Below are 23776 nucleotides of genomic sequence, written 5' to 3'. Positions count from 1 at the left end.
CCCTGACCTGGAGTCGTCCACATGAATACGTCGCGATCGTTCCATCCCGTCGGCCTCGCCGGTGCGCTGGTGCTGGCGCTGACCGCCTGCAACGCAAGCCTGCCGCATGAGCGCGAGGCACTGGCACCAACCAACCTGGACCGGGCATCGACGCCGGCCGGCTCCTGGGCCGGCAGCAGCCGCTTCCGGGGCTCGCCGAACGTCCACACCACCCTGCAGATCGACGCGCCCAACGGCGCAGGCGGCAGCTTGCGCTATGGCGGGCCGGTCAACTGCCGGATCGACCTGGCCGATGCCGGCGCATCGGGCGAGACCTATCGCTACGACGTCACGGACGCCAACGGCGGTGCCTGCGACCATGCCCTGGCCGGCCACCTCGAGGTGGTGGCCAGGGACGGTACGGCTGCGATCACCTTGTTCGACGCCTCCGACAAGCCGTTGGGGGATGGCACACTGCAGCCGACGCCATGAACCGTTGATGGCGGCGGGCGCGTCAGAGGGCAGGCGCCCGCCGCGCCGTCCGATGGCGCTGCCTACTCCGGCAGCCGGCCTGCCTGAAGCACTCCGCGCCCCGGCAATACAGGTCTCGCTTCGCGCAGGGAAGCAGATGGGGGGAGGAGCGATGTCGAACCGGAATGACCCGTCTTTGTCGCAGTCATGGCGACAGGGGGTCGAGCTGCTGTGGAAGCACAACAACCCCGAGATCCGCGAGCGCGAGCGGATCGCCTCGCTGCTGCACGACGACTTCGGCCAGTGCCTGGCGGCGATCGGGCTGATGCTCGACCGCCTGGAAACCGGAGAGGGCCGCCAGTCGGACGCCGACATCGGGGAGATCCGCCGCGCGCTTTCGCAGCTGGACCAGAGCTGGCGCAAGGCGGTGTTCATCCCGGAGCCGGTGCACGTGCCCGAGGAAGCGCCGGAGATGCTACCGGCGCTGATCAAGCTGTGCCGTGCGGCCGAGCGCGAAATGCAGCTGCGCTGCTCGCTGCAGGCGCCCGCCGACCCCGCGCCGCCGACCGCGGCGGGCGGCCGCGTGCTGCTGCTCGGCGTCAGCGAACTGCTGTTGAACGTGCGCAAGCACGCTGGCTCGCCCTACGTCGGGGTCAGCATGGACAGCCATGGTCCGTGGGTGGAGATCGCGGTGCGCGATCATGGGTCACGGCCGCTGGAGCCTTCGCTCGAGCGCTGGCGCGTGGGCGGCTTCGGCCTGACCAACCTCAGGCACGAGTTGCGGCTGGTCGGCGGCGACATGCGGGTGGAGGCGGCCGCTCCCGGTCGCAACGTCAGGTTGCGCGTGCCGACGCAGCAATGGGTCGGCAGCGAGCTGGGAGCCCGTGCATGACGGCCGCGATCGAACTGTTGCTCGCGGAGGACCACACCCTGCTGCGCGAGAGCCTGGCGAAGATGTTGGCCGCCGAGCCGGATATCAATATCGTCGGACTCGCCGAAGACGGTCTCTCCTGCGTCAAGCTCGCGCGCGAGCACCGGCCCCGCCTGGTGCTGATGGACGTGTCGATGCCCGGGCTGGGCGGCATCGAGGCGACCCGTCGCATCACCTCCGAGCTTCCCGGCACGCGGGTGCTGTGCCTGTCGATGCACGACGCGCACGGCATGGTCTCGGACGCGATCGCGGCCGGCGCCTCGGGCTACGTACTCAAGACCTGCGGCTTCGACACGCTGAAGCGGGCGATCCTGGCGATCGATCGCAACCATGCCTACCTGTCGCCGAAGATCGCGCACGTGCTGATCGAGGACTACCGGCAGCACCGCGCGACCTCGCTGGAGCACGTGCGCGTGGTGCGGCTGACGCCGCGCGAACGCGAGATCGTCCAGCTGCTGGCCGAGGGCTACGGCACCCGCGAGATCGCCGAGCGCCTGCACGTCAGCCAGAAGACGGTGGCCACGCATCGCGAGAACATCATGTCCAAGCTGCATCTGGGAGGGGTCGCCGAACTGACACGCTACGCCCTGCAGGAAGGACTGACGACGCTGGAGAACGGCTATCGGGCGGGCGGCCCGCCCTTGCGCAGGTGATGGCGCACATGGCAGCGTCTGGCGGTCCACCCTGCCTCCCTTTGCGAGTCTGTCTTTCGGCACACGCGGCCATCGCCATTCGCCCGTAGAGTCGGCAGCCACGCCGGCGTTCCGGCGCCGTCGTCAAGGCCCGACCCATGCGCGCTGTCCTGCCGTCGCTGCGTCCCGTGCTGCTGCTCGCCGCGCTCGCCGCGGCGTCGTTGGAACTCTCCGCCATGCCCCCGCGCAGCTTCGCCGAGGCCTTGGGCAGCGCCCAGCAGGCGCTGGCGGCGGGCAACCAGGTTGAGGTGCGCAGCGCGCTCGGGCAGGCGCTGGCGTTCGCGCCGGATCATCCGCTGGCGCTGTTGCACCTGGCCCGCGCCGAGGCACTGCTCGGCGACGACGCGGCGGCACTGGCCACGCTGCAGCGGCTCGCGCGCCAGGGCGGCGTGCGCGACCTCGCCGGGGACGAAGCCTTCGCCGCGCTGCGCGAGCTCTCGGCCTTCCGCGCCGCGGCTGAGACGCTGGCCGGAAACGCCGAACCGCGGGTCGCGAGCACCGTAACCAGGCAGTTCGACGACATCGATTTCATCCCCGAGGGCATCGCCCACGACCCGCACGCCGGGCGCTTCTTCATCGGCTCGCTGAACCGCCGCGGGATCCTGCAGTGGCGTGACGGCGAGCCGGCGTCCGCATTCCATCGTTTCGATGCCGCGTCCGACACCCGGGTGCTCGGGCTGCGGGTGTCGGCCGACGGCGGCACGCTCTGGGCCGCCACCCTCGAGGTCGGCGAGACCGCGCCGCGGCACGCGCGGGGGAAGGGCGGGCGGGCGGCGCTGCTCGCCTTCGACCTGCTCGGCGATGGGCCGCCGACGCGCTACCCGGCCCCCGACGACGGCCTGCCGCATTTGTTGAACGACATCGCGCTTGGCGTCGACGGCACGCTGTTCGTCAGCGACAGCGAACGCGCCGCTGTCTACCGCCTGCGTCCGGACGCTTCGGCGCTCGAGTTGCTGCATGCCGACGATCCCGCCTTCAGCTATCCGAACGGCCTCGCCCTGCTGCCGGACGGCCTGCTGTACGTGGCCCACGTCGAAGGCATCAGCCGCTTCGATCCGGCCGCCGCCGTGCCGCGCCGCGAGCGCCTCGCAATGCCCGACGGCGTGCCGGGTGGCGGCATCGACGGCCTGTACGCCTGCGGCAGCGACCTGCTCGCCGTGCAGGGTCGGTTCGGTTTCCAGCAGATCACGCGCTTTGTCCTTGATCCCGCTACCGCTGCGGTGCGAGAGGCCGAGGCCCTGGAGCGTCGACACCCGGCGCACGACGCCGCGACCACCGGCGTGATCGTCGGCGATGCCTTCCACTACATCGCCAACGCCCAGCTGCGCCGGCTCGACGACGACTGGAACGTGGCCGCCGACCCGGAGGCCGTGGGGCCGACGATCCTGCGGCTGCCGCTCGAGCGGCGTCGCGAACAGTCGCCACACACCCGCACCCCTGCATGCGCGCTGATCGAGGCGACCACGCCAATCTGACTCTCGGTAAGCTTGCTGGTTGCGCACCGGTGGTCTCCTGGCGGGAATGTGGCCGCAGGCCTCCCGCTATGGTGGGTCGATTTCGAGAGAAGGCGACGGAGGCGCCCGGCCCGACTCGTTCGTGCGCACGCTGGAGCTCGAGCGGTTCGTGGTCTACTTGCACGACTTCGGCTCGCCTGTCGGGGCGCGGCTCGCGATCATGGACCCGTCGCGCGTGGTCGCGCAGGTGATCCAGAACGGCGACATCCCCTACGAGGACGCGCTCGGCCCGAAGTACGCCGACATCGAGGCAACCTGGGCGCTGGCGCCGGAAGCGATGCGCGCCTACCTGCGTGATCTGCCCGACGCGGAGTTGCACCTGCTCGACGGCGGTCATTGGCTGCTGGAGACCAATCTCGACGAGGTCGTGGCGCTGATGCGCGATTTCCTGGCGCGCGTGCACGGCGGCTAGCCGAATGGGAAACGGTGTCAATGGGAAACGGTGTCGGGGAAACGGGTCCAGGAAAACGGTGTCAGGGCGATTCCAGATCCTGGCGTGTCCAGGCCGGACCCCTGAGCGTTTGCGCTGAGTTGGGACAAGAACCAAGAAAAACGCCCCGGTCGACCGGGGCGTTCTTGTTGTTCGCTGCGCTGTGTCACGGAGAAGTCAGCAGCGTCAGGTTGTAGGCCTGCAGGATCGGATTGAGCGGCTGGAAGAAGCTCCGGCTGCGCCTGACGGCCCGCCTGCAGTCCCCGCTTCCGCCTGAGAGCACGCCTTGCGCCTGGCCGCCACCGGTGATGAAGGAGCCACCGGAGTCGCCGCCTTCCGAGCATGCGGTGGTGCGGGTCAGGTTGAGCACCGTTTCGCCGCTGACGTAGTTGACGGTCTGGTTCTTGGCTTCGATGGTGCCGCAGCGCCACTGGGTGGTGCGGCCGGAGCGGCACACCGCCGCGCCCACCGCGGCTTCAGTGTTGCCGCGCACGGTCACGTCGCTGCTGGTGTAGCCCTCGACCACCGGCCGGGGCGTGTGGCCGCTGTCGAGACGCACCCATGCGTAGTCGGGGCCGCTCTGGCCTGGGGAGGGGAAGTTGGACGCGGCATAGGAGCCGAGCCGCACGCCCAGCGTCCACTGCGAGGGCTCGTAGTAGACGACCTCTCCCGTGTCGCCGCAGTGGCCTGCGGTGGCGAAGCCGGGGTTGCCGCTCTGGGTGACGGAGAAGCCGACCGAGCAGGCATAGAGATAGCCGTCCCCCGGGGCGCGGAGAATGCCGTAGCCGCCCAGCACGTCGATATGCAGCCTCGGCTGCTCGTCGGCGGTTTCGAAGCGCACCGTCTCGACGTCGAGGCCACTGGCAGCGACGAAATCGATGGCGGCTTCCTCGCCGCCATGGCCGATGCTGACCACCACGCTGTTGCTCGGCAGGTCCACGTACCAGCCGTACACGCCCTTGGGTGTCTTGCCGCCCTGCGCCAGCACCTGGTCGAGCTGCCCTTTGGCGCTGCTCAGCTCGGCGAGGCTGTGGCGCTGGTGGCGAACTTCCACGCCGGCCGGCACCTTGGCCGACGCCATGGTCGTACCGACGACGAAGCTGTGGCTGCCGTCGGCCTTGCGCTCGATCCAGCTGCCGGCGAAGTGGCGGCCCAGCTGGCGCTGGCTGGTTTCCTGGTACCGCGCAGCCATGCGCTCTGCCCTGAGGTACTGGGCGAGTTGCGGACCGGTCAGGCCCAGGTCGCGCTCCAGCGCGGCTTTCAACGTGGGGTCGATATCTGCGGCGAAAACGGAACCCGCCAGCATCGCGGTCGCCAGAGCGACCGAGGTACAGACGTGGCGTACCTTCGAAATGAACTTGATCATTCGGAGAACTCCCGGAAAAGTTGAACAGGAAAGTGCTGGCGAATCGGCCTTGGGGGGCGGGCAGATCGCTCGAAAAACCTAGCACGGGGTCGGAACGAATAATGTGCCGTCCACCGCGGTCAGGAAGCGGGAATCGGTGACACCCGTCGCATGCCGGGAGAGCAGCGGAAAGCGTCGGCGATGAACGGCGCTCGGGCAAGCGCCATCGTGGCGGAAGAGCCTGGGGCGAAGTGCGGACCGGCCGATTCGAGCCGGGCCGCAGCTGGCATTGCTCACCACGGCGTCGATGCGCCGCCGTGTCGGTGAGATCGAAACGCGCGACGCGAAGCCGGTCGCCGGCGGCCCGCCGGAGCGCCTCGAAAGAAGTGGACGGGCCACGGCGACGACCGGGCTTTCACGGCCTCCGGGCGCATATGGCAGCTCTACCGAGATCCAGGAGCCTGCCATGAACGCCACGATCCGCTACCTCGGAATCATGCTGGCCGCAAGCGCCCTGCTGTTCGCCGGTTGCGCCAGCCTTGGCGACTATGGCGGCTACCCTGGGAGTTCCGGGCAGCCCGAGCCGGGGTACCCATCGCAGTACGGCAGCCAGCTGCAGGGCACCGTCGATGGCATCGATACCCGCTATCGCCGCATTTTCCTTGTCGTCGACGACCCACGCTCCGGCCGCGCGCAGCGCGCGGAAGTGCGTTACGACCAGCGGACCCGCTTGATGTATCAGGGGCGCGAGCACCCGGTGGAAGGCCTGGAGCGGGGCGACGTGATCCGGGTGGATGTCGCGGAGTCCGGGCGCGAACTCTGGGCGCGCTCGGTCCAGGTCGTGCGCAACGTCCGCGAGGGTGGCTATGGTGGCGGTCATGGCCGGGAGCTTCGCGGTTCGATCGCCTTCGTCGATACGCGAGCGCGGTTGATCGGCCTGGACAGCGGTGGTTACGGCAACAGCCTGCAGTTGCGCTACGACGGCCGCACCACCGTCGAGTACCAGGGCCGCAGATACCGTCCGGAAGACATGCAGCGCGGGGACTTCGTGCGCATCCAGGCGCGAGAGCTCGGCCGCAACGAATGGCTGGCTGAACGCATCCTCGTGGAACGCTCGGCCGGGCGCTAGCAGCTGACGGGTCCGGCTAGAAGGAATGGAGGGAACCGGAATCGAGTTCATGCCATTCCCTTTTTTTCGCTGTGCCCTTCTTGCTGACTGCGGGGAACCTGGGGCAAACCCTAGTGGTGATGCCGAGGTGGCCGTCCCTATGCTGCGGTCCCACTGCCCACAACGTAAGGATGGCGGCCATGAGCGGCGAGATCCCCTATACCGGTCCAAACTTCCAGGATTCCGCGCTGGTGACTCTGGACGAACTCCGGGCCGGAACGGCCCAAGCACCCGCAGGCACCACGGCCTACGAGGTCAAGCCGGGCGACAACTTGACCAGGATCGCGCAGGAAAACGGATACGCGAGCGTCGAAGAGCTGCTGGCGAACAATCCCCAATATGCGGAGCGCAATCCCGATCTGATCTATCCGGGCGAGGTGGTCTTCGTGCCTGCAGCCCAGGACCCGCAGACCCGGGCGGAAGAGGCCGCGCAGACGCATAGCGAGAGCGTCGCGAACGGGGAGCCGAGCGTCGACGGTTCCGATCAGAAGTTCTACAACCAGGCGGCATCTCACGCCGCCGGACTTGCGCAGACGACGGATGAGACGGCGCAGGCCTGGGTCGACGCGAAGGAAGCGTCCGCTTCCCACAGCGCGCGTGTTGCGAATGGCGAGCCGAACGTCAGCGGTTCCGACCAGCATCTCTATAACCAGGCCGCGAATGGCGCCAGCAGAGACTTCGAGACGGCTGCGCAGGCGGAGATCGAACTCGGATCGCGTACCTTCGCCGGGAGCAACAGCCCCGAGGATCGCGCCAGCGCCGCCATCGAGGCCGGGGAAGGTATCGCGCAGAGGCTGGAGGCGCAGGGGCTTCCGGAAGCCGCCGCACGTGTACGCGAACTGGCACAGCAGCAGGCGCAGCAGATCCGCAACGAGGGCTGATGCCCTGCGCCTCGCGTCCGGCGAGCGGGAGGGACGGGGCGAACCGCCCACCCGCTTTCCGGCGCGGCCAGATCCGGTACTTCGGACCGGCCCCGGCCCACTTGCGCGGGCCGGGGCCGGCCTGACCTGAAGCCCGCCCAGAGCCCGTTGACCACGAAGACCGAAGACGGTCTACGGCGGCGAGGTGCGGGCCATGGATCACTCCCAGTACTCCGTGGCCGCCACCGAGGACCTGGTCCGGCTCCGACGCCGCATCGCCCGCGCCGGTGTGCCGGCGAGACGGACCGATGCCAACGTCATCGTCGGCACCTGGAACATCCAGAAGTTCGGCGGCTTCCATCCCGCCTGGGCGGAGAATCCGGGCAGCCCCAAGCGGAACCTGCGCGCGCTGGCGCTGATCGCCGAGATCGTCCGCTGCTTCGACGTGATCGCCCTGCAGGAAGTGCAGCGCGAGACCGCCGCGTTGCGCCATCTGATGGCGGAGTTCCTCGGCCCGCACTGGGCGGTGCTGCTCACCGACGTGACCGCCGGCGACAAGGGCAATTCGGAGCGCCTGGCGTACCTCTACGACACCCGGCGGGTGCTGCCTTCCGGGCTGTCGGGCGAGATCGTCCTGCCGCCCGCGCCCGCCGGCCTGCCCGAGCAGTTCGACCGCACGCCCTATATCGCTGGCTTCCGTGCCGGCGGCGAGCACTTCACCCTGCTCACCGCCCATATCCGCTACGGCGAGCTGCCGGCCGATCGCCTGGCCGAGCTGCAGCGGTTCGCCGGGCACACCGCGCACGAGCTGCGCGCGCGCACCCGCAGCGGCCAGAGCCGCGAAGAGCCGAACCTGCTGGTGCTGGGCGACTTCAATATCGACAAGCGCCAGGGCAACCCGCTGTTCGATGCCTTCGTCGAAACCGGCCTGTGGGTGCCCGAGGCACTGCAGGCGGTCCGCACCACCACCGGCAAGGTGGCCAAGCACTACGACCAGATCGCCTGGTTCCAGGGCGAGGATTTCGGCCTGCGCCCCAGCGGCCGGGCAGGCACCATCGATTTCGCCGGCGCCGTCTACCAGGAGTTCTCCCAGAGCCAGGTGTCGCCCCGCGTCAGCGACCACCTGCCGCTGTGGATCGAGTTCGCCACCGACCGCAGCGATGAGGCGATGGCGCGGGTGCTGGGGGCGGACGCGAACAGCCCGGACCCGTTCGTGGCGGTGCCGGACTAGGGAAGAAACGGGGCCAATGGCACCGGCGAACCGCCAGCGTTCGGCCTGGCGGCCGTGCCCAGGCCGCTTGCCGGGACGGCAGCCAGTCGCCAGGCGCGAGCCATCAAGCGACGCGCCGGCGCTGCAGGTGTTCCCCGAGCGCATCGAGCATGTCGTTCCAGCCGGCGCGATGGCCGGCAGAATCGTCGCTGCCGTCGAGGTAGGCACCCTGCTCGGTGAGCAGCATGCGGCATTGCCCACCGGCGTCCTCGAACTCCACCGTCACCAGTCCGGCGAATCCGAGTGCACCGCCGCTGGACAGGGTGCTGGTGTAGACGATCCGCTGCTGGGGCAGGATCTGCTCGTAGCGGTTGCGGTTGGTCCACACCGGGCCGGCCTCGGGGCCGAAGCGGCATACGTCGGTCCCACCGGTGCGGAAATCGAAGGCGTCGTATTCGAAGGTCCAGCCCGGTCCGGGGGAGCACCAGTCGAGCACGGCATCGCGCCGGCTCCAGGCCGCGAACACCGCGGAGGACGGGACGGGATAGGTGCGATCCAGGCGCACGCAGGCGTGGGGCAGGGACATGGCGGTTCCTCGGGGTCGGCGCGGATGCGATCGTCCGCAGGCGACACGCTACGGATCGGCTCAGGCGGCTTCGAGAGCGGTTCTGGACGAAAACGGGGCATTCGTGCCAACGTCGCGGCATGATTCCCGAGTCGCGGCACGACGAGCCGGTCAGGGTGGCGATCCTGGCGCTGCCGGAGACCACGCCGATGGCGGTGTATGGCCTGTACGAGGTGTTCTCGGCGGTGGGCTGGATGTGGGAGCGGCTGACCGGCGAACCGGTGGCCGCGCGGCGCATGCGCCCCCAGATCGTGGCGATGTCGCCTGCGCCGATCGCTTCGGCGGTGGGCACGCCGATCCAGCCGCAGGCGGTCATCGCCCAGGTGCCGGCCTGCGACATCGTGATCGCCACCGATGTCGAACTGCCGTTGGCGCCGGGTGCCGCTGACCGGTGGGCGCCGGCGGCCGGCTGGATCCGGAGCCAGCTCGAGGCGGGCGCCATCGTCTGTTCCACCTGCAGCGGCTCGCTGTTCCTGGCCGAGGCCGGGTTGCTGGACGGGCGCGATGCCGCCTCGCACTGGAGCGCGGCGGACCTGTTCCGCGACCGCTACCCGCAGGTGCGCTTGCGGCCGGAGCGGATCCTCTGCGACAGCGGCGCCGAGGGTCGCCTGATCACGACCGGCGGCGCCTCGTCCTGGCAGGACCTCGCGCTCTACCTGATCGGCCGCTGCTGCGGGCCGGCCGAAGCCGTGCGGATCGCCAAGATCTTCCTGATCGGCGACCGCGCCGACGGTCAGCTGCCATTCGCGGCGATGACCCGGCCGCGCCAGCACGGCGACGCGGTGATCTCCGCCTGCCAGGCCTGGATCGCCGAGCACTACGACGCGTCCAATCCGGTGGCGCGCATGGTGCAGCGCTCGGGCCTGCCGGAGCGCAGCTTCAAGCGCCGGTTCCGCAACGCCACGGGCTACACCCCGATGGGGTACGTGCAGGCGCTGCGGATCGAGGAGGCCAAGCAGATGCTGGAGACCGGCGAGGCGCGGATCGACGCGATCGCCGCCGCAGTGGGCTACGAGGATCCGGCCTTCTTCCGGCGCCTGTTCCGGCGCCACGCCGGGATCACCCCGGCCCGCTATCGCCAGCGCTACCGGACGATGAAGGACGGCGGGCGGCGCTGAGCCGCCCCCAGGCCGCAGGCGTACCCACGCGCGCGGGTCGCACCCTCCTGGTCACAGCACCGCGCGGAGGATGAAGAAGAAGAGCACCGAGAGCACCGCGCCGGCGGGAACGGTGATCAGCCAGGACAGGAAGATGTTGCGGATCACGGTGAGGTTGATCGCCGAGATGCCGCGGGCCATGCCGACGCCGAGCACGGCGCCGACCAGGGTGTGCGTGGTCGAGATCGGCAGGCCGGTGCTGGAGGCGAGCACGATGGTGCTGGCCGCCGACATCTCGGCGGCGAAACCGCGGCTCGGCGTCAGCGCGGTGATCTTCTGGCCGACCGTGCGCATCACCTGCCGGCCATAGGTGGCCAGGCCGAGCACGATGCCGCCACCGCCCAGCAGCAGCACCCAGGGCGACACCGTGGTCTGGCCCTCGACCAGTCCGGTGGACGCGACCGAGATCACCGCGGCCACCGGTCCCACGGCGTTGGCGACGTCGTTGGAACCGTGCGCGAACGCCATCGAGCAGGCGGTGATGACCATCAGCACGCCGAAGATGCGCTCGACCGTGGCGAAACGGAATTTGCGATCGGCGGCGGGGTCGACCTGGATGCGGGCGATGATCAGCTTGCCGGCCACCGCCACCACGACCGCGATGACGGTGGCGATGGCGAGGTTCTGCCCGGTCGTGAGGTCCAGCCCGACGTGGGTGAGTCCCTTCATCAGCGTCATCATCACCACCATGAAGGCGGCGACCAGCATGTAGATCGGGACGAACCGGCGGGCGCGTTCGATCGGGTCGGTGCGGTCGAGGATCAACACCTGCACCGTGCGGAAGATGAGGAAGGCGATGACGCCGGAGACGACAGGCGAGACCACCCAGCTCATCACGATCTGGCCGACCTTGCCCCACTGCACCGCCTCCATGCCGATGCCGACGGCGGCGAAGCCGACGATGGCGCCGATGATGGAGTGGGTGGTGGACACCGGCCAGCCCAGCCTCGAGGCCAGGTTGAGCCAGACCGCCGCGGCCAGCAGCGAGCCGAGCATGCCGTAGATCATCAGCTCCGGCGTGCCGGCGAGCAGGCTGGCGTCGACGATGCCGCTGCGGATCGTGGAGGTGACGCTGCCGCCCGCCAGCACCGCGCCGGCGAACTCGAACACCGCAGCGATGATCACCGCCTGCTTGAAACTGATCGCCTTGGCGCCGGTGGAGGTGGCCATCGCGTTGGCCACGTCGTTGGCGCCGATCGCCCAGGCCATGTACAGGCCGAAGACCGCGGCCAGCGCGATGTAGAGGGTCATCTGGTCCATCGGCGGGTCCTCAGCGGGCCAGCAGGCGCTGCAGGCGGCTGCCCACGCGCTGGGCGTAGTCGCCGACCTCGCCGATCCACTCGATGGCCTGGTACATGAACACCACGTCCACCGGCGGCAGCTCCTTCTCGCGCACGAACAGCGCGGCGCGCACCTCGGCCTGCAGCTGGTCGGTGTCGTCCTCGATGGCGTCGAGCTGGTCGATCATCTCTTCCACCAGTTCCACCTCGGCGCCGCGGAAGCCGGTCTCGAACAGCTCGCCGAGCTCGTTGACGCTGCGTTCGGCCTGGTCCACCGCATCCACGCAGCGGCGCACCAGCTTCATCAGTACGTCGCCGATCTCGGCCGGGAAGGCCATGCGCCGGCCGATCACGATGCCCGAAACGTCCTTGGCGGTATTGGCCACCCGGTCCTGGATCATCAGCAGGTCGAGCAGGTCCGCGCGCGCCACCGGCATCCACAGGTTGTCGGGCAGGTTCAGCCGCACGTCCTTCTTCAGGTCGTCGGCGGACTGCTCGGTGGCGACGATGCGGTCGCGCGCGGCAGTCGCGGCGTCCCAGTCCCCGCGCAGCACGGCCTCCATGAATGGCGTGAGCTCGCGCGCGCAGGCGGCGGCTTGCTGGAAGTGCTTCTGCAGCGGGCGCACCGGCGACCGACCGAAAAGATTGGCGACGAAGCTGTTTGCCATGCAGGTCTCCCTGGGGTGGTTGCCGACGGGCGCGTCGACCGTCATCGAAGCGTCATTATCGACGAAAGGGAGGCGGATGGAATTCCTCCGTCTGTTTTTCATGCCGTCTTTATGCCGCGCAGGTCAGGGTAGGGGTTGCGTTCTCCCAGGATCCCGATGCCCAGTACGCCGCCCATCTTCGACGAAATGGGCTGGCCGGACGCCATCCGGCCGCCGTATTCGCTGATCGACGCCTGGCTGAAGTCGGCCACGGCCGAGCAGCTGGCGCTCAAGCGCCGCGAGGCCGAGGTGCTGTTCCGGCGCATCGGCATCACCTTCGCCGTCTACACCGAGGGCGGCGACGCCGAGCGGCTGATTCCCTTCGACCTGATCCCCAGGGTGCTGGCCCAAGCCGAATGGCAGCGGCTGCGGCAGGGCCTGGAACAGCGCGCCAAGGCGCTCAACGCGTTCCTGCACGACGTCTACCACGACCGCGACATCATCCGCGCCGGTCGCATCCCCGAGCGACTGATCCTGCACAACGCCGAGTTCCGGCCGGAAATGAACGGCCTGGACCTGCCGGGGCGGATCTATTCGCACGTCTCCGGCATCGACATGGTGCGCACCGGGCCGGACGACTACTACGTGCTCGAGGACAACTGCCGCACGCCCTCGGGCGTCTCGTACATGGTGGAGAACCGCGAGGTGATGCAGCGCCTGTTCCCGGACCTGTTCCGCCAGGCCCGGGTGGCGCCGGTGGCGCACTACGCCGACGAGCTGCTGGAAACCCTGCGCTCGGTGACGCCGCCCAATTGCCACGGCGAGCCCACCGTGGTGCTGCTGACCCCAGGCACCCACAACAGCGCCTACTACGAGCACGCCTTCCTGGCCGACGAGATGGGTATCGACCTGGTCGAGGGCGCCGACTTGCTGGTCCGCAACGACGTGTGCTACATGCGCACCACCGCCGGGCTGGAGCGGGTGGACGTCATCTATCGTCGCATAGACGACGATTACCTCGACCCGCTGGTGTTCCGCCCGGAGTCGGCGCTGGGCGCCGCCGGGCTGCACTTCGCCAACCGCGCCGGCAACCTCACCATCACCAATGCGGTGGGCGCGGGCATCGCCGACGACAAGGCCGTGTACATGCACGTGCCGGAAATGATCCGCTTCTACCTGGGCGAGGAGCCGCTGCTGTCCAACGTACCCACCCACGACTGCAGCAAGCCCGACGAGCTGAAATACGTGCTCGAGCACCTGGACGAGCTGGTGGTCAAGGCGGTGCACGGCTCCGGCGGCTACGGCATGTTGGTCGGCCCGCACGCCAGCAAGCAGGAGCTGGAGGATTTCCGGGCGCTGCTGAAGGCCAAGCCGGAGACCTACATCGCCCAGCCGACGCTGGCGCTGTCCACCGTGCCCACCTTCGTCGAATCGGGCGTGGCGCCGCGGCACGTCGACCTGCGGCCGTTCGTGCTGTCGGGCAGCGACAAGGTGCGGGTCGTGCCCGGCGGACTGACCCGGGTGGCGCTGCGCGACGGCTCGCTGGTGGTGAACTCGTCCCAGGGCGGCGGCACCAAGGACACCTGGGTGCTGGAGCAATGATGCTGGCGCGCACCGCCGACGGCCTGTTCTGGCTGGCCCGCTACATGGAGCGGGCAGACTACGTGGCGCGCCTGCTGCAGGTGGCCGGGCACATGAACGCCGTGCGCGTGGATGACAATCGCAGCAGCGAATGGGAGTCGGCGATCGTCGCGTCCGGCTGCGGGGAAAGTTTCGATGCCGCGGACGAGTCGGCCGACGAGGCCAGCGTGATCCGCTTCCTGGCGTTCGAGCGCGCCAACCCTTCCTCGATCGTCAACTGCATCGAGATCGCCCGCCGCAACGCCCGCGCGGTGCGCACCTCGCTGACCACCGAGATGTGGGATGCGGTGAACCAGACCTCGCTGGAGCTCGCCGACTTCACCCAGGGGCCGCTGGACGCCGACCGCCTGGCCGAGTTCCTGGACTGGGTGAAGGCGCGCGTGGGCCTGTTCCATGGCGTGTGTTCGAACGGCATGCTGCGGCGCGACAGCTACCACTTCATCCGCACCGGCCAGTTCCTCGAGCGCGCCGACAACACCGCGCGCCTGCTGGACGTGAAATACCACGTGCAGCTGCCCGAGGTGACCGACGTCGGCGGCGTGGTGGACTACTACCAGTGGCTGGCGATCCTGCGGGTGGTCGGCGCCCGGCGCGCCTACCGGGTGTTGTTCAAGGGCCGGGTGCAGCCGGCGCACGTGGCCGAGCTGCTGATCTCGCGCACGGTATTTCCGCGCTCGTTGGCGTTTTGCTTCGAGCAGATCACCCAGCACCTGGATGCCATCCAGGCGCAGGACCCGGAGCTGGCCGCCGCCGCCCGCCGCCAGGCGCACGTCATGCACGCGCAGCTGCGCTTCGCCAGCATCGATCGGGTCATCGAGGAGGGCCTGCACGAGTACCTCACCGACATCATCGACCGCACCAGCGCGCTGGGTGCGGAGATCGCCAAGGGACACTTGTTCTGATGCTGCTCACCATTGCCCACGACACGCGCTACCACTACGGCCAGCCCGCCTGGCTGGTGGTCCAGGCCCTGCGGCTGTGGCCGGCGCCCAGCGAAAGCCAGAAGGTGAAGTCCTGGCGCGTGGAGGTGGACGGCAAGGTGCTGCGGCCCACGGGCGTGGACGGCTTCGGCAATCCGGTGGCCACCCACGCCATCGATCGCGAGGTGAGCGAACTGCACCTGGCCGTGCACGCGCAGGTGCGCACCAGCGACCGCAGCGGCGTGCATGGCGACGACGCCGGCGGGCTGCCGCCGATGTTCTTCCTCAAGCCGACCCCGCTCACCCAGCCGTCGCCGGGCATCGTCGCCCTGGCGGACGCCGCGGCGGGCGAGGGCGAGGCGCTGGAGCGGCTGCACCGGCTGGCCAATGCCGTGCGCGACAAGGTCGACTACGTCAGCGACACCTCGGACGCCTGTACCAGCGCCGGCGAGGCATTCGAGGCCGGTACCGGGGTCTGCCAGGACCATGCCCAGGTGCTGATCGCCGCCGCCCGTCACCTGGGTTACCCGGCCCGCTATGTCAGCGGCTACCTGTGTCCCATGGAAGCCGGCTTTCCCGCGGCCAGCCATGCCTGGGCCGAGCTGTTCGTGGACGGCCTGGGTTGGGTGGGCTTCGACCCGGCCAACCGAGTCTCTCCGGACGAGCACTACGTGCGCGTGGCCTGCGGACGCGACTACCGCGACGCCGCGCCGGTACGCGGCATGCGCCGCGGCGGCGGCGAGGAAACCCTGGAAGTGGATGTCCACATCACCCAATCGGTGCAGGCGACCCAGTAGAATTGCCGGTCTTTGGGGAGATGCCGAGTGACCTACTGCGTTGGCTTGCTGCTCGACCAGGGCCTGGTGATGCTGGGCGATACCCGCACCAATGCCGGGTTCGACAATATTTCCTGCTTCTCGAAGCTGCAGAAGTTCCATGTGCCGGGCGAGCGGCTGATCGCCACCCTGTCCGCCGGCAACCTGGCGATCTCCCAGGCCGTGCTCAACCTGATCCAGGAGGGCCTGCCGGACCCGGAAACCGGCCAGGTGGAAACCATCTACACCGTGCCCACCATGTTCCGCGCCGCGGCCCTGGTCGGCGAGGCGGTGCGCCGCGTGCACAAGACCCACGGCGAAGCGATGAAGCAGCAGGGCGTGGGCTTCGACGTGTCGATCATGCTGGGCGGGCAGATCGCCGGGCGCACGCTGCGGCTGTTCCATGTCTACGCCGCCGGCAACTTCATCGAAGCCACCACCGATACGCCTTACCTGCAGATCGGCGAGCACAAGTACGGCAAGCCCATGCTGGATCGCGCGATCACCAGCGGCACCAGCTTGATCGAAGGGGTCAAGCTCGCCCTGATCTCGATGGACTCCACCCTGCGCTCCAACCTGAGCGTGGGCATGCCGCTGGACCTGCTGGTCTATCGCAAGGACAGCATCGATGGCGTGGTGGAGCAGCGCATGGACGAAGGCGACGAGTACTTCGCCATGATCCGCGAGCGCTGGTCGAAGGCGCTGAGCGAGGCGCACCAGCGGATCCCGGCGCCGGACTGGCTGTCGCCGTAGGAGGATGCCGCGGCGCGCGCTTCTGCGCCGCTCCGGCCGATGATTCCCGGTTCGGCGGCGACTCTGCGGATCGCCGGCCCGCGCCGCCTGTGCGTGCATGGCCCGCGCCTGCGGGCGCAGCCTGCGGCGCGCGCCGTTTTGGGGGCGGTTCCATGCGCGCTGCCGGGATCGGGGCACCGGATCCGGCGGATTTCCGCGACAATGGGCATCCCGTCGTGGCTTTCCTGTCCCCATGCTCCCATTGCGCGTGACGCTGATGTCCCTGCTGCTCGCGGCCAACACCGTGCTGCACGTGCTGCCGCTGCTGGTGGTGGCCCTGGTCAAGGCGGCGCTGCCGTTCGAGCGCCTGCGCAAGGCCAGCAGTCCCGTGCTCACGGGGGTGGCGGAAAGCTGGATCGGGGCGAACGGCTGGATGGTGGACCGCTTCTCGCGTACTCGTATCCAGGTGCAGGAGGACGCGGCGCTGCAGCGGGATGGCCATTACCTCGTGCTGGCCAATCACCAGAGCTGGGTGGATATCGTGGTGCTGCAGAAGGTCTTCAACCGGCGCATCCCGCTGCTGCGCTTCTTCCTGAAGCGGCAGCTGTTCTGGGTGCCGCTGCTGGGGTTGGCCTGGTGGGCGCTGGACTTTCCGTTCATGGGTCGCCACACGCCCAAGCAGATCGCGCGCCGGCCGGAACTGGCCAGACGCGACATCGAAAGCACTCGCCGCGCCTGCGAGAAGTTCCGCGAGATCCCCGTGGCGATCATGAATTTCGTGGAGGGCACGCGGTTCACGCCGGCCAAGCACGCGCGGCAGGGCGCGCCGTACCGGCACCTGCTCAAACCCAAGTCGGGCGGCGTGGCGTTCGTGCTGGATGCCATGGGCGACGGCCTGCACGCGATCCTCGACGTCACCATCGCCTATCCCGGGGGCCGCCCGTCGCTGGTGGACCTGATGGCGGACCGCGTGCCCGCGATCCACGTGCACGTCCGCCAGCGCCCCATCCCGGCCGAGCTGCTGCACGGCGACTACCAGAACGACCGTGCCTACCGCGTCCGCTTCCAGCGATGGATGAACGGCTTGTGGCAGGAGAAGGACGCGGACATGGCGCGCCTCGTCTAGAACCTGAGCCGCACTCCGCCGTTGACCACGAACCCGTCCGACGGCGCCCACGCGTCCACCGTCCACCGTCCATCCGGCGCGGGCTGCGGCAGGGTCATCGGGTGGCGCCGGGTTTGTCGGACGTCGAGGATGTTCTCGAGGTTGAGGAACAGGCTGACCTTGCCGAGGGTGATCTCGCCCAGCGCGCCGAGTTCGACGTATGCGCGGCCGGTGTCGCGGTAGGGGTTGCCGTCCAGGGGCTGGCGGCCGGTGTAGTACGCCTCGAGCCCGAGGCGTCCGCGGCCGTGCCGCTCCCACATGGCGACCAGCCCGGCGGTGTGGCGCGGCGTCAACGGCACGCGGCGACGGCCGGTGCCGGCGGGATCCTGCTCGGTGGCGTCGGTGTACACGTAGCTGCCGGTGACCGTGAAATCCTGCCAGCGGTAGCGCACCAGCAGTTCGCTGCCGCGGGTGCGGGTCGTCCGGGCGGCATTGACCAGCCGCACGCGCTCGGTCCCGTCGATCGACGTGAAGGGCTCCAGCCGCACGGCGTCGTCGATGTCCGAGGCGAACAGGGTGACGCTGGTCTCCAGCCCGCCCGCGGCGTAGCCCAGGTCTAGCGAGCCGGTGGTGGCGGTCTCCGCTTCCAGCCCCGCCAGCGGTTCCAGCCGCGACAGTCCCGCCGCCTCGATCTCCTCCACGAACGGGGTCGGCGCGTGGAAGCCTTTGCCCATGGAGGCGCGGACGGTCCACCGGCCCGGGCGGTAGAGCAGGGAGAGACGCGGGCTGACGTGGTGCCCGTAGTCGCTGTGGTCGTCCCAGCGGGCGCTGCCCGCGAGCGTGAGGTCGTCGCGCAGCGCGTGCTCAGCCTGGGCGAACAGGGCAGGGACCGTGTAGCGGTAGTCGAACGCGCCGAAGGTGCGCGAGCGGAAGCGGTCGGCCTGCACGGCGGCGCCTGCGAGCCAGGACGTGTCGCCGACCCACGATGCGTAGGACGCCTCGGCGAATGCGGTCTCGTGGCGGTCGTTCTCGACCACCGTGCCGAAACGGTGCCGGTGGTCGGTCGTCATCGCCGAGGCGCGCAGGTGCAGGGTGTCGGTGTCGCGCACCGGCAGCTCGACGACCGTGCCCGCGTCCAGGCGTGTGGTGTCCTGCGTCAGCGGGAATGGCGCGCCGTCCGGCATCCGTGCGCCGGCGAGGGTGCCGCCCGTGCGGTCCTCGGTCATCGCGCCGAAGGTCACCAGCGCCTTTCCGCCGTCGGGGGAGGTCCAGAACAGCCGCGGCCGCACCGTCCAGCGGTCGAAGGCCGGCATGTCGATCCAGCCGTCGCCGTCGAGGTCCTGGCGTGCCTGGTCGTGGAAGCCGCCGACGAGCGAGTAGCTCCAGCGGTCGCCCAGCGGCGCGGCGGCATAGGCGGTGACGTCGTGCCCGTCGCGGCTGGTGGTATTGAGGAGGAGTTCGATTTCGCGGTCGTCGCGTGGCCGGCGCGAGATCAGGTTGATGACGCCGCCCAGCGCCGCGGGGCCGTACAGGGCCGAGGCCGCCCCCTTGATGATCTCCACCTGGCCCAGGTCGGTCGGCGGGATCTGCAGCAGTCCGATCGACGAGGCCTGCCCGCCATACAGCGGCAGCCCGTCCGCCAGCAGCTGCGTGTAGCGCCCTCGCATGCCCTGCATGCGGACGTTCGCCGCGCCCAGCGCGGGGGAGGTGACCTGCACCCGCACGCCGCCGGTCTCGGCGACCAGCATGGCGATGTTGCCGGGGGTCATCAGCAGCTTCTCGTCGATCTCCTCCTGTCCGATCACCTCGACCCGGATCGGCTCCTCGGAGAGGCGGCGCCCCGAGCGCGTGGATTGGACGACGACGGCGTCCAGTTCGACCGCATCGTGATCGTGCTCGTCGGCGTGGTGGTCCTGGGCGATGGCGGCGAAGGGGGCGGTCGTGGCGGCAAGCAGGCAGGTGGCAATCGCCAGCGGATGTCGAAGCCGGGGCGGCGGGAGTCGATGCAAGGGTGCGTTCCATGGAGGCGGTGGTGTCGGCGCGTGCGCGTGAGCCCGCGGGAGGCGCGTTGCGCGTGTCCGATTGTACCGAGGCGTCGCGGCGTCGCAGACGAAGCCGCTGCGCCACTGCAGGATCACCCCTAAACCATTTCTTCCTTCCACGCATCCAAGTGTTTGTATCCGGTGCCGGGCTTGGCCTGTCCGTGCAGCGAAGCATCAAGCCCATTTCCACTCGCCATGGAGGCTATCGCGTGAAGGCTAGTTGGTTGCATGCAGGGTTGCTTGTTTTTGGACTCCTGGTCCTAGCGGGCTCGCCGTCCGCGCAAGACTTCGAGCGGGCGGAACAGGACGTTTTTCCTGGCGACAGCATCTCGGCCGCGCTGCAAGGGGTCTCGCCGGGCACGGAGGTTGAACTGATCGCGATTCGCGCCGCTCCCTGGGCCGGGAACGTTGCGCTTCGCGCAACGGCCACGTTCCGCGCGGACGCCGACGGCCGGGTGGATCCAACGACATCAGCGCCTGTTTCCGGCAGCTACATCGGGATCGATGCCAGCGGGCTGTTCTGGTCGATGGCGCCTTCTCCCGGGGCTGAGGTCGTTCCCACGGATACGATTCGCCTCCAAGCGAAGGTGAACGGGTCGGTGGTGGCAAGCGGCACGCGCCGCCTGCATTCTGTGCCGCCCGGCGTCGAATGGACCGATGTCGAGCGATTCCCTGGGGCGCGCCTGTATCGTCCCGTCAGGAGCGATGCCAACCCTCGTCCGGCGGTCATCGTGCTGGGCGGCTCGGAAGGAGGCGCCTATACCGCAAATCTGGTTGCGCCGCGCCTGGCTGCGCAGGGCTACGCGGTGCTGGGATTGCCCTACTACTCCCCCGACTACGGGGCCGGCCAGGAAGTGCCCGGCTTGCCGTCCCGTTTCGTCGGCATCCCGGTGGATCGGTTGCAGGACGCGCACGACTGGCTGGTGGAGCAGGACGGGGTCGACCCCAAGCGCATAGGTCTGTGGGGCATCTCCAAGGGCGCGGAGTTCGCGATCATCGCCGCGTCCCGCTTCGCCTGGATACGTGCGGTCGCGGCCATCGTTCCGAGTGATGTGGTCTGGGAGGGGTTCGTCGCCGACGCAGGTGCCGAAGACACTCTCTCCTCCTTTTCATGGCACGGCGAATCGCTGGCGTGGATGCCTTACGACGGCATGCGGGAGGCCGTCCTCCGCATCGGACGCGGCGAGGATCCCCGCTTCCGCGCTGTCCATGATCGCGGACGCGCGGCCAATCCGCACCGCCTCGAATCTGCCAGGATTCCCATCGAGCGGTTTCGTGGCAGGCTATTCCTGGCAGGCGCTACGGATGATGAGGTCTACGACTCCGCGGGAATGGCGCGCAACATCGCTCGGAGCCGGTCTGCAGCGGGCCTGGATACCGAACTGCTCGTATTCGAGGGTGCGGGGCACGGGATCGTCGGAGACGGTTGGAGCCCTGGGAGTTCGTACGCGAAAGGCTCCCCACAGGAGACCGCCGCCGCACAACGCGCGCTGTGGCCGGCGACTTTGGATTTCTTCAGCCGGGCTTTCGGGCAGGATTGAAGCAGCAGTCGATGGCGGATGCATCAAGCGCGTTATCGCTGGTCCAGCTCGTAGTGGATCAACACTACGCATTGCGAGGCGAACAGCATTCTGGGTCCGAGGGCGATCTTCTTCGCGCCCAGGCGCTCCAGGCTGTGGAACGTCTTCTTCGGCATCGGGATGTGGTCGGTCAGCAGGAAGCACGGATTGCCGCCGAACGCCTGCTCGCGGATCGACGTCCCTTTCCGGTCCATCACGAACAGCTGGTGATCTTCCGCCAGCGTTTGCACCAGGCGCTCGAAACTGGTGGTGCGCACCTCGACGCCCGACTCCACCGGGCGCGTTTCGTCCTTGCCCATGCCCCTCGACGCATCCAGCGCTTTTGCGATCTCGCCCAGCAGCGCCCGTTCGTCGAAGCCGCCGATGTCCTGCATGGCGTTGGCGTCGAAGCTGATCGTGCGGCTGAAGTCCCGGGTGCTTTCCAGTACCAGGTGGACCGTCACGTCCGGACGATGCGACTGCGCCACGAAGATCGCGTTCATCAGCGTGTGCGCGAGGATCTCGGGATGCGCCTCTTTGCCGACGGATGCCAGCAGGGCCTGGCTGTCTGTGGGGGCGGCGCGCGCTCTGAGGACGAAGGTACGCATCGGGGCCGGAGAAAAGAAAAACAGGGCTCAGGGTAGACTTTTTCACGCCTTCGTGAGCACCGATGACGACTGCCGCGATTTTTTTGTCGTGCTGGGGCCGATGGCCCTTGCCGGCCATGCCGATCTTACGTACCAGCGCCGGTGGGAACGGTGTCGGAAAACAACGCCCGTTGCGCGGCGAACGCGCGTCGGTAGGCGGGTCGCGCTTCGCCGCGGGAGATGTAGGCGGGGAGGTTGGGGAAGTCTTCCAGGACGCCCATGCCCTCGGCCCGGCGGAGCACCATCACCATCAGCAGGTCGCCGGCGCTGAACGCGCCGTCGAGCCAGTCGGCATCGCCGAGGCGGACGGAGAGCTGGGCCAGCCGCCTGCGAATTCGATCTTCGAGCAGGGGCAGGCGCTCCTTGTGCCAGGGCTTGTCGCCTTCCGCGTACGGGGCCTGTTCGCGCTCGACGATCGGCGGCTCTACCGTATTGAGTGCGGCGAACATCCATGCGACGGCGCGCGCGCGGGCGCTGGCGTCCTTCGGCAGCAGGCCCTGATGGCGTTCGGCGAGATGGAGCACGATCGCCCCCGATTCGAACAGGACGACATCACCGGCTTCGAAGGTGGGAATCTGTCCGAAAGGGTGAAGCGCCAGGTGCGCAGGTTCCTTCATCTGTCCGAACGACACCGGGCGGACGTCGTAAAGCTGACCCACTTCCTCGAGCGCCCAGCGCACGCGCATGTCGCGTGCCAGGCCGCGGCCGCCGTCGGGCGAACGTTCGAATGCGGTGATGGTGGGTGTCATCCGAGGCTCCTGCGATGCGGATCGACGTGTCCGCCTGCCTGGGCGACGGGTCACGGGGCGGAAATTCGACATCCGGAAGCAGAGGCCAGACCGGCCCCCTCGCCGTTGGGCTGGGTGGCGGTGGGTCTTGCGCGGTCGGCCAGTGCTGCTCGGGCCTACGGAACGGCACGGCCGTGTTCCGCTAGTGCGGGAGCCGGTCCGGGCGGTACGGGCGTCGATTTGACACTTCAGACAAGTGCGGTCCGGTCGAGGGCAACTGTCCCTGACACCGTTCTTGGCCGGCCGGGCAAGGGAAACTGTCCCTGGCACGATTCTTCGCACGATTCTTCGTTTTCGCGGTCAATCGACTTGCTCGCGTCCGGAAAGCAGCGGATCGATCAGTTCGCGGAGCCTGGACAGGTTGTCCTCGCCCCTCGGCCAGCCGGAGAAGCTGTCGACCACTTCCCCGTTGTCGATCAGGTAGAACGTCGGTGTCGCCCAGCGGTCGATCATCGGCCAGTCCGACTTTGCCCGTGAAATCACGACCTGGGTGGTCGGATGCTCCCGATTCCACGCCACGACCTGTTCCAGATCGAGGGTCTGGTCGGGTGGGGCGAGCCAAAGCACCTGCGGCAGCACCCACGAGATCGAAGCGTCGGCGGCGGCCGCTTCCATCGCGGAGCGGGAGAACCCGCACAGGGGGTGAGCCGTCGCGATGAGCCGCGTCTCCCGATCGAGGTCGACCGGCACTTCCTTCATGCGATGCGCCGTCTGTGCGGAGTACACCACCGGGCCAATTCCCCCGCCCTGCAAGGTTTCGATGGTCGGCGGCGGATCGACGTTCAAGGTCGGATGTCTTTCGAGATACGATCTCGCATCGTCGAAGCGTCTCAGCCCGATCATCGATTTGTAGATCGAAGCGCGATGCTCGTCGTTCGCGAGTTGCCTGTTCTCCATTTCGTCGCCGATGAGACGAAGTCTCCTGTAGAGATCGGGGTCGCGCGCGTAGAACAGCGCCAGGTAGGTCGCCTCGAAGACGAATGGAAGCGTACGGTCGTCGGTAGCCCGGGCGTTGGCGCGGGTTGAGGCCACGCTGCCGAACCGGATGCGATATCCGTCCTCGATCGCCGAAGCCCGCTCGCGCTCCGGTAGCCCGATCGTGGCCGTCTCGATCCGTTGGAGGGCGATGTAGGCGTTCTCCGCCCAGTCGGGGGCCATTTCACCAGTCGGGGCGGCTGCCGGCGGTAGGCCCAGCAGTAGCGCCAGTGCGAACGCGGT

General features: G+C 68.8%; 23 protein-coding genes. 15 read left to right on the top strand and 8 right to left on the bottom strand.

Translation table 11 applies throughout. The annotated features are described in order from the left end of the window. Positions 1 to 21: 21 nt before the first annotated feature. From H0E84_RS08875 to H0E84_RS08855, 5 genes are all read left to right on the top strand, one after another. Entirely contained in the window at positions 22 to 471 is a 450-nt protein-coding gene (locus tag H0E84_RS08875) for a hypothetical protein (protein ID WP_180678288.1), read from the top strand. 151 nt (positions 472 to 622) lie between these two features. Next, complete coding sequence (locus tag H0E84_RS08870; protein ID WP_180678287.1) at positions 623 to 1342, top strand: sensor histidine kinase; 720 nt, start codon at positions 623 to 625, stop codon at positions 1340 to 1342. Continuing rightward, positions 1339 to 2034 (top strand): response regulator, encoded by a 696-nt coding sequence (locus H0E84_RS08865; protein ID WP_180678286.1) that lies wholly within the window; start codon positions 1339 to 1341, stop codon positions 2032 to 2034. The genes H0E84_RS08870 and H0E84_RS08865 overlap by 4 nt, the downstream gene beginning before the upstream one ends. Positions 2035 to 2171: 137 nt before the next feature. Continuing rightward, complete coding sequence (locus H0E84_RS08860) at positions 2172 to 3548, top strand: NHL repeat-containing protein (protein WP_180678285.1); 1377 nt, start codon at positions 2172 to 2174, stop codon at positions 3546 to 3548. Positions 3549 to 3669: 121 nt separating this feature from the next. Continuing rightward, positions 3670 to 3999, top strand: coding sequence for an alpha/beta fold hydrolase (locus H0E84_RS08855; RefSeq protein WP_219339655.1), 330 nt, complete (start codon positions 3670 to 3672; stop codon positions 3997 to 3999). A gap of 184 nt (positions 4000 to 4183) precedes the next feature. Here H0E84_RS08855 and H0E84_RS08850 read toward each other — a convergent pair whose 3' ends face one another. Next, on the bottom strand, positions 4184 to 5383 hold the full coding sequence (locus H0E84_RS08850; protein WP_180678284.1) for a S1 family peptidase: 1200 nt from the start codon (positions 5381 to 5383) through the stop codon (positions 4184 to 4186). A 268-nt stretch (positions 5384 to 5651) separates the two neighbouring features. Here H0E84_RS08850 and H0E84_RS08845 point away from each other — a divergent pair, with 268 nt between their 5' ends. The 3 genes from H0E84_RS08845 (at position 5652) to H0E84_RS08835 (ending at position 8621) form a co-directional block, all read left to right on the top strand. Continuing rightward, positions 5652 to 6491 (top strand): hypothetical protein, encoded by an 840-nt coding sequence (locus tag H0E84_RS08845; protein ID WP_219339654.1) that lies wholly within the window; start codon positions 5652 to 5654, stop codon positions 6489 to 6491. A 179-nt stretch (positions 6492 to 6670) separates the two neighbouring features. Continuing rightward, positions 6671 to 7411, top strand: coding sequence for a LysM peptidoglycan-binding domain-containing protein (locus H0E84_RS08840; protein ID WP_180678282.1), 741 nt, complete (start codon positions 6671 to 6673; stop codon positions 7409 to 7411). A 193-nt stretch (positions 7412 to 7604) separates the two neighbouring features. Beyond that, entirely contained in the window at positions 7605 to 8621 is a 1017-nt protein-coding gene (locus H0E84_RS08835; RefSeq protein WP_180678281.1) for an endonuclease/exonuclease/phosphatase family protein, read from the top strand. A gap of 103 nt (positions 8622 to 8724) precedes the next feature. On the opposite strand, the gene H0E84_RS08830 is transcribed toward H0E84_RS08835, so the two are convergent. Next, on the bottom strand, positions 8725 to 9186 hold the full coding sequence (locus H0E84_RS08830) for an SRPBCC domain-containing protein (RefSeq protein WP_180678280.1): 462 nt from the start codon (positions 9184 to 9186) through the stop codon (positions 8725 to 8727). Positions 9187 to 9305: 119 nt separating this feature from the next. On the opposite strand from H0E84_RS08830, the gene H0E84_RS08825 reads away from it, so the two are divergent. Continuing rightward, entirely contained in the window at positions 9306 to 10343 is a 1038-nt protein-coding gene (locus H0E84_RS08825) for a GlxA family transcriptional regulator (protein ID WP_180678279.1), read from the top strand. Between the two features lie 51 nt (positions 10344 to 10394). Here the strand turns inward: H0E84_RS08825 and H0E84_RS08820 are convergent, their stop codons facing one another. Then, a complete protein-coding gene (locus tag H0E84_RS08820; RefSeq protein ID WP_180678278.1) occupies positions 10395 to 11642 on the bottom strand; it encodes an inorganic phosphate transporter in 1248 nt (415 codons plus the stop codon). A gap of 10 nt (positions 11643 to 11652) precedes the next feature. Then, the gene (locus H0E84_RS08815; RefSeq protein ID WP_180678277.1) at positions 11653 to 12330 is read right to left on the bottom strand and encodes a TIGR00153 family protein; all 678 of its coding nucleotides are present in this window, start codon (positions 12328 to 12330) and stop codon (positions 11653 to 11655) included. Positions 12331 to 12486: 156 nt separating this feature from the next. Between H0E84_RS08815 and H0E84_RS08810 the strand changes: the two genes are divergently transcribed. The 5 genes from H0E84_RS08810 (at position 12487) to H0E84_RS08790 (ending at position 17543) form a co-directional block, all read left to right on the top strand. Further along, positions 12487 to 13911 carry a circularly permuted type 2 ATP-grasp protein gene (locus H0E84_RS08810; RefSeq protein WP_257644142.1) on the top strand — a complete coding sequence of 475 codons (1425 nt, stop codon included), beginning with the start codon at positions 12487 to 12489 and terminating at the stop codon, positions 13909 to 13911. Then, entirely contained in the window at positions 13908 to 14852 is a 945-nt protein-coding gene (locus tag H0E84_RS08805) for an alpha-E domain-containing protein (protein WP_180678276.1), read from the top strand. The genes H0E84_RS08810 and H0E84_RS08805 overlap by 4 nt, the downstream gene beginning before the upstream one ends. Next, complete coding sequence (locus tag H0E84_RS08800) at positions 14852 to 15667, top strand: transglutaminase family protein (protein WP_180678275.1); 816 nt, start codon at positions 14852 to 14854, stop codon at positions 15665 to 15667. The genes H0E84_RS08805 and H0E84_RS08800 overlap by 1 nt, the downstream gene beginning before the upstream one ends. Positions 15668 to 15694: 27 nt before the next feature. Next, positions 15695 to 16438, top strand: a complete 744-nt coding sequence (locus H0E84_RS08795; RefSeq protein ID WP_180678274.1) for a peptidase — start codon at positions 15695 to 15697, stop codon at positions 16436 to 16438. Positions 16439 to 16670: 232 nt separating this feature from the next. Further along, positions 16671 to 17543, top strand: a complete 873-nt coding sequence (locus tag H0E84_RS08790; RefSeq protein ID WP_180678273.1) for a 1-acylglycerol-3-phosphate O-acyltransferase, YihG family — start codon at positions 16671 to 16673, stop codon at positions 17541 to 17543. On the opposite strand, the gene H0E84_RS08785 is transcribed toward H0E84_RS08790, so the two are convergent. After that, on the bottom strand, positions 17540 to 19531 hold the full coding sequence (locus tag H0E84_RS08785) for a TonB-dependent receptor plug domain-containing protein (protein WP_219339653.1): 1992 nt from the start codon (positions 19529 to 19531) through the stop codon (positions 17540 to 17542). The two genes, H0E84_RS08790 and H0E84_RS08785, sit on opposite strands and share 4 nt — an antisense overlap. A gap of 242 nt (positions 19532 to 19773) precedes the next feature. On the opposite strand from H0E84_RS08785, the gene H0E84_RS08780 reads away from it, so the two are divergent. Continuing rightward, a complete protein-coding gene (locus H0E84_RS08780; protein WP_180678272.1) occupies positions 19774 to 21105 on the top strand; it encodes an acyl-CoA thioester hydrolase/BAAT C-terminal domain-containing protein in 1332 nt (443 codons plus the stop codon). 32 nt (positions 21106 to 21137) lie between these two features. On the opposite strand, the gene trmY is transcribed toward H0E84_RS08780, so the two are convergent. The 3 genes from trmY to H0E84_RS08765 form a co-directional block, all read right to left on the bottom strand. Next, positions 21138 to 21731 carry a tRNA (pseudouridine(54)-N(1))-methyltransferase TrmY gene (trmY, locus tag H0E84_RS08775; protein ID WP_180678271.1) on the bottom strand — a complete coding sequence of 198 codons (594 nt, stop codon included), beginning with the start codon at positions 21729 to 21731 and terminating at the stop codon, positions 21138 to 21140. 125 nt (positions 21732 to 21856) lie between these two features. Then, positions 21857 to 22519 carry a glutathione S-transferase family protein gene (locus tag H0E84_RS08770; RefSeq protein ID WP_180678270.1) on the bottom strand — a complete coding sequence of 221 codons (663 nt, stop codon included), beginning with the start codon at positions 22517 to 22519 and terminating at the stop codon, positions 21857 to 21859. A 339-nt stretch (positions 22520 to 22858) separates the two neighbouring features. Further along, positions 22859 to 23716, bottom strand: coding sequence for a TlpA family protein disulfide reductase (locus H0E84_RS08765; RefSeq protein WP_180678269.1), 858 nt, complete (start codon positions 23714 to 23716; stop codon positions 22859 to 22861). Positions 23717 to 23776: the final 60 nt, after the last annotated feature.

It is taken from the genome of Luteimonas salinisoli, assembly GCF_013425525.1.
In the GTDB taxonomy this organism is placed as follows: Bacteria; Pseudomonadota; Gammaproteobacteria; order Xanthomonadales; family Xanthomonadaceae; genus Luteimonas; species Luteimonas salinisoli.
The sequence above is the reverse complement of the archived record's forward strand: the minus strand, read 5'-3'. Positions and strand labels throughout refer to the sequence as shown.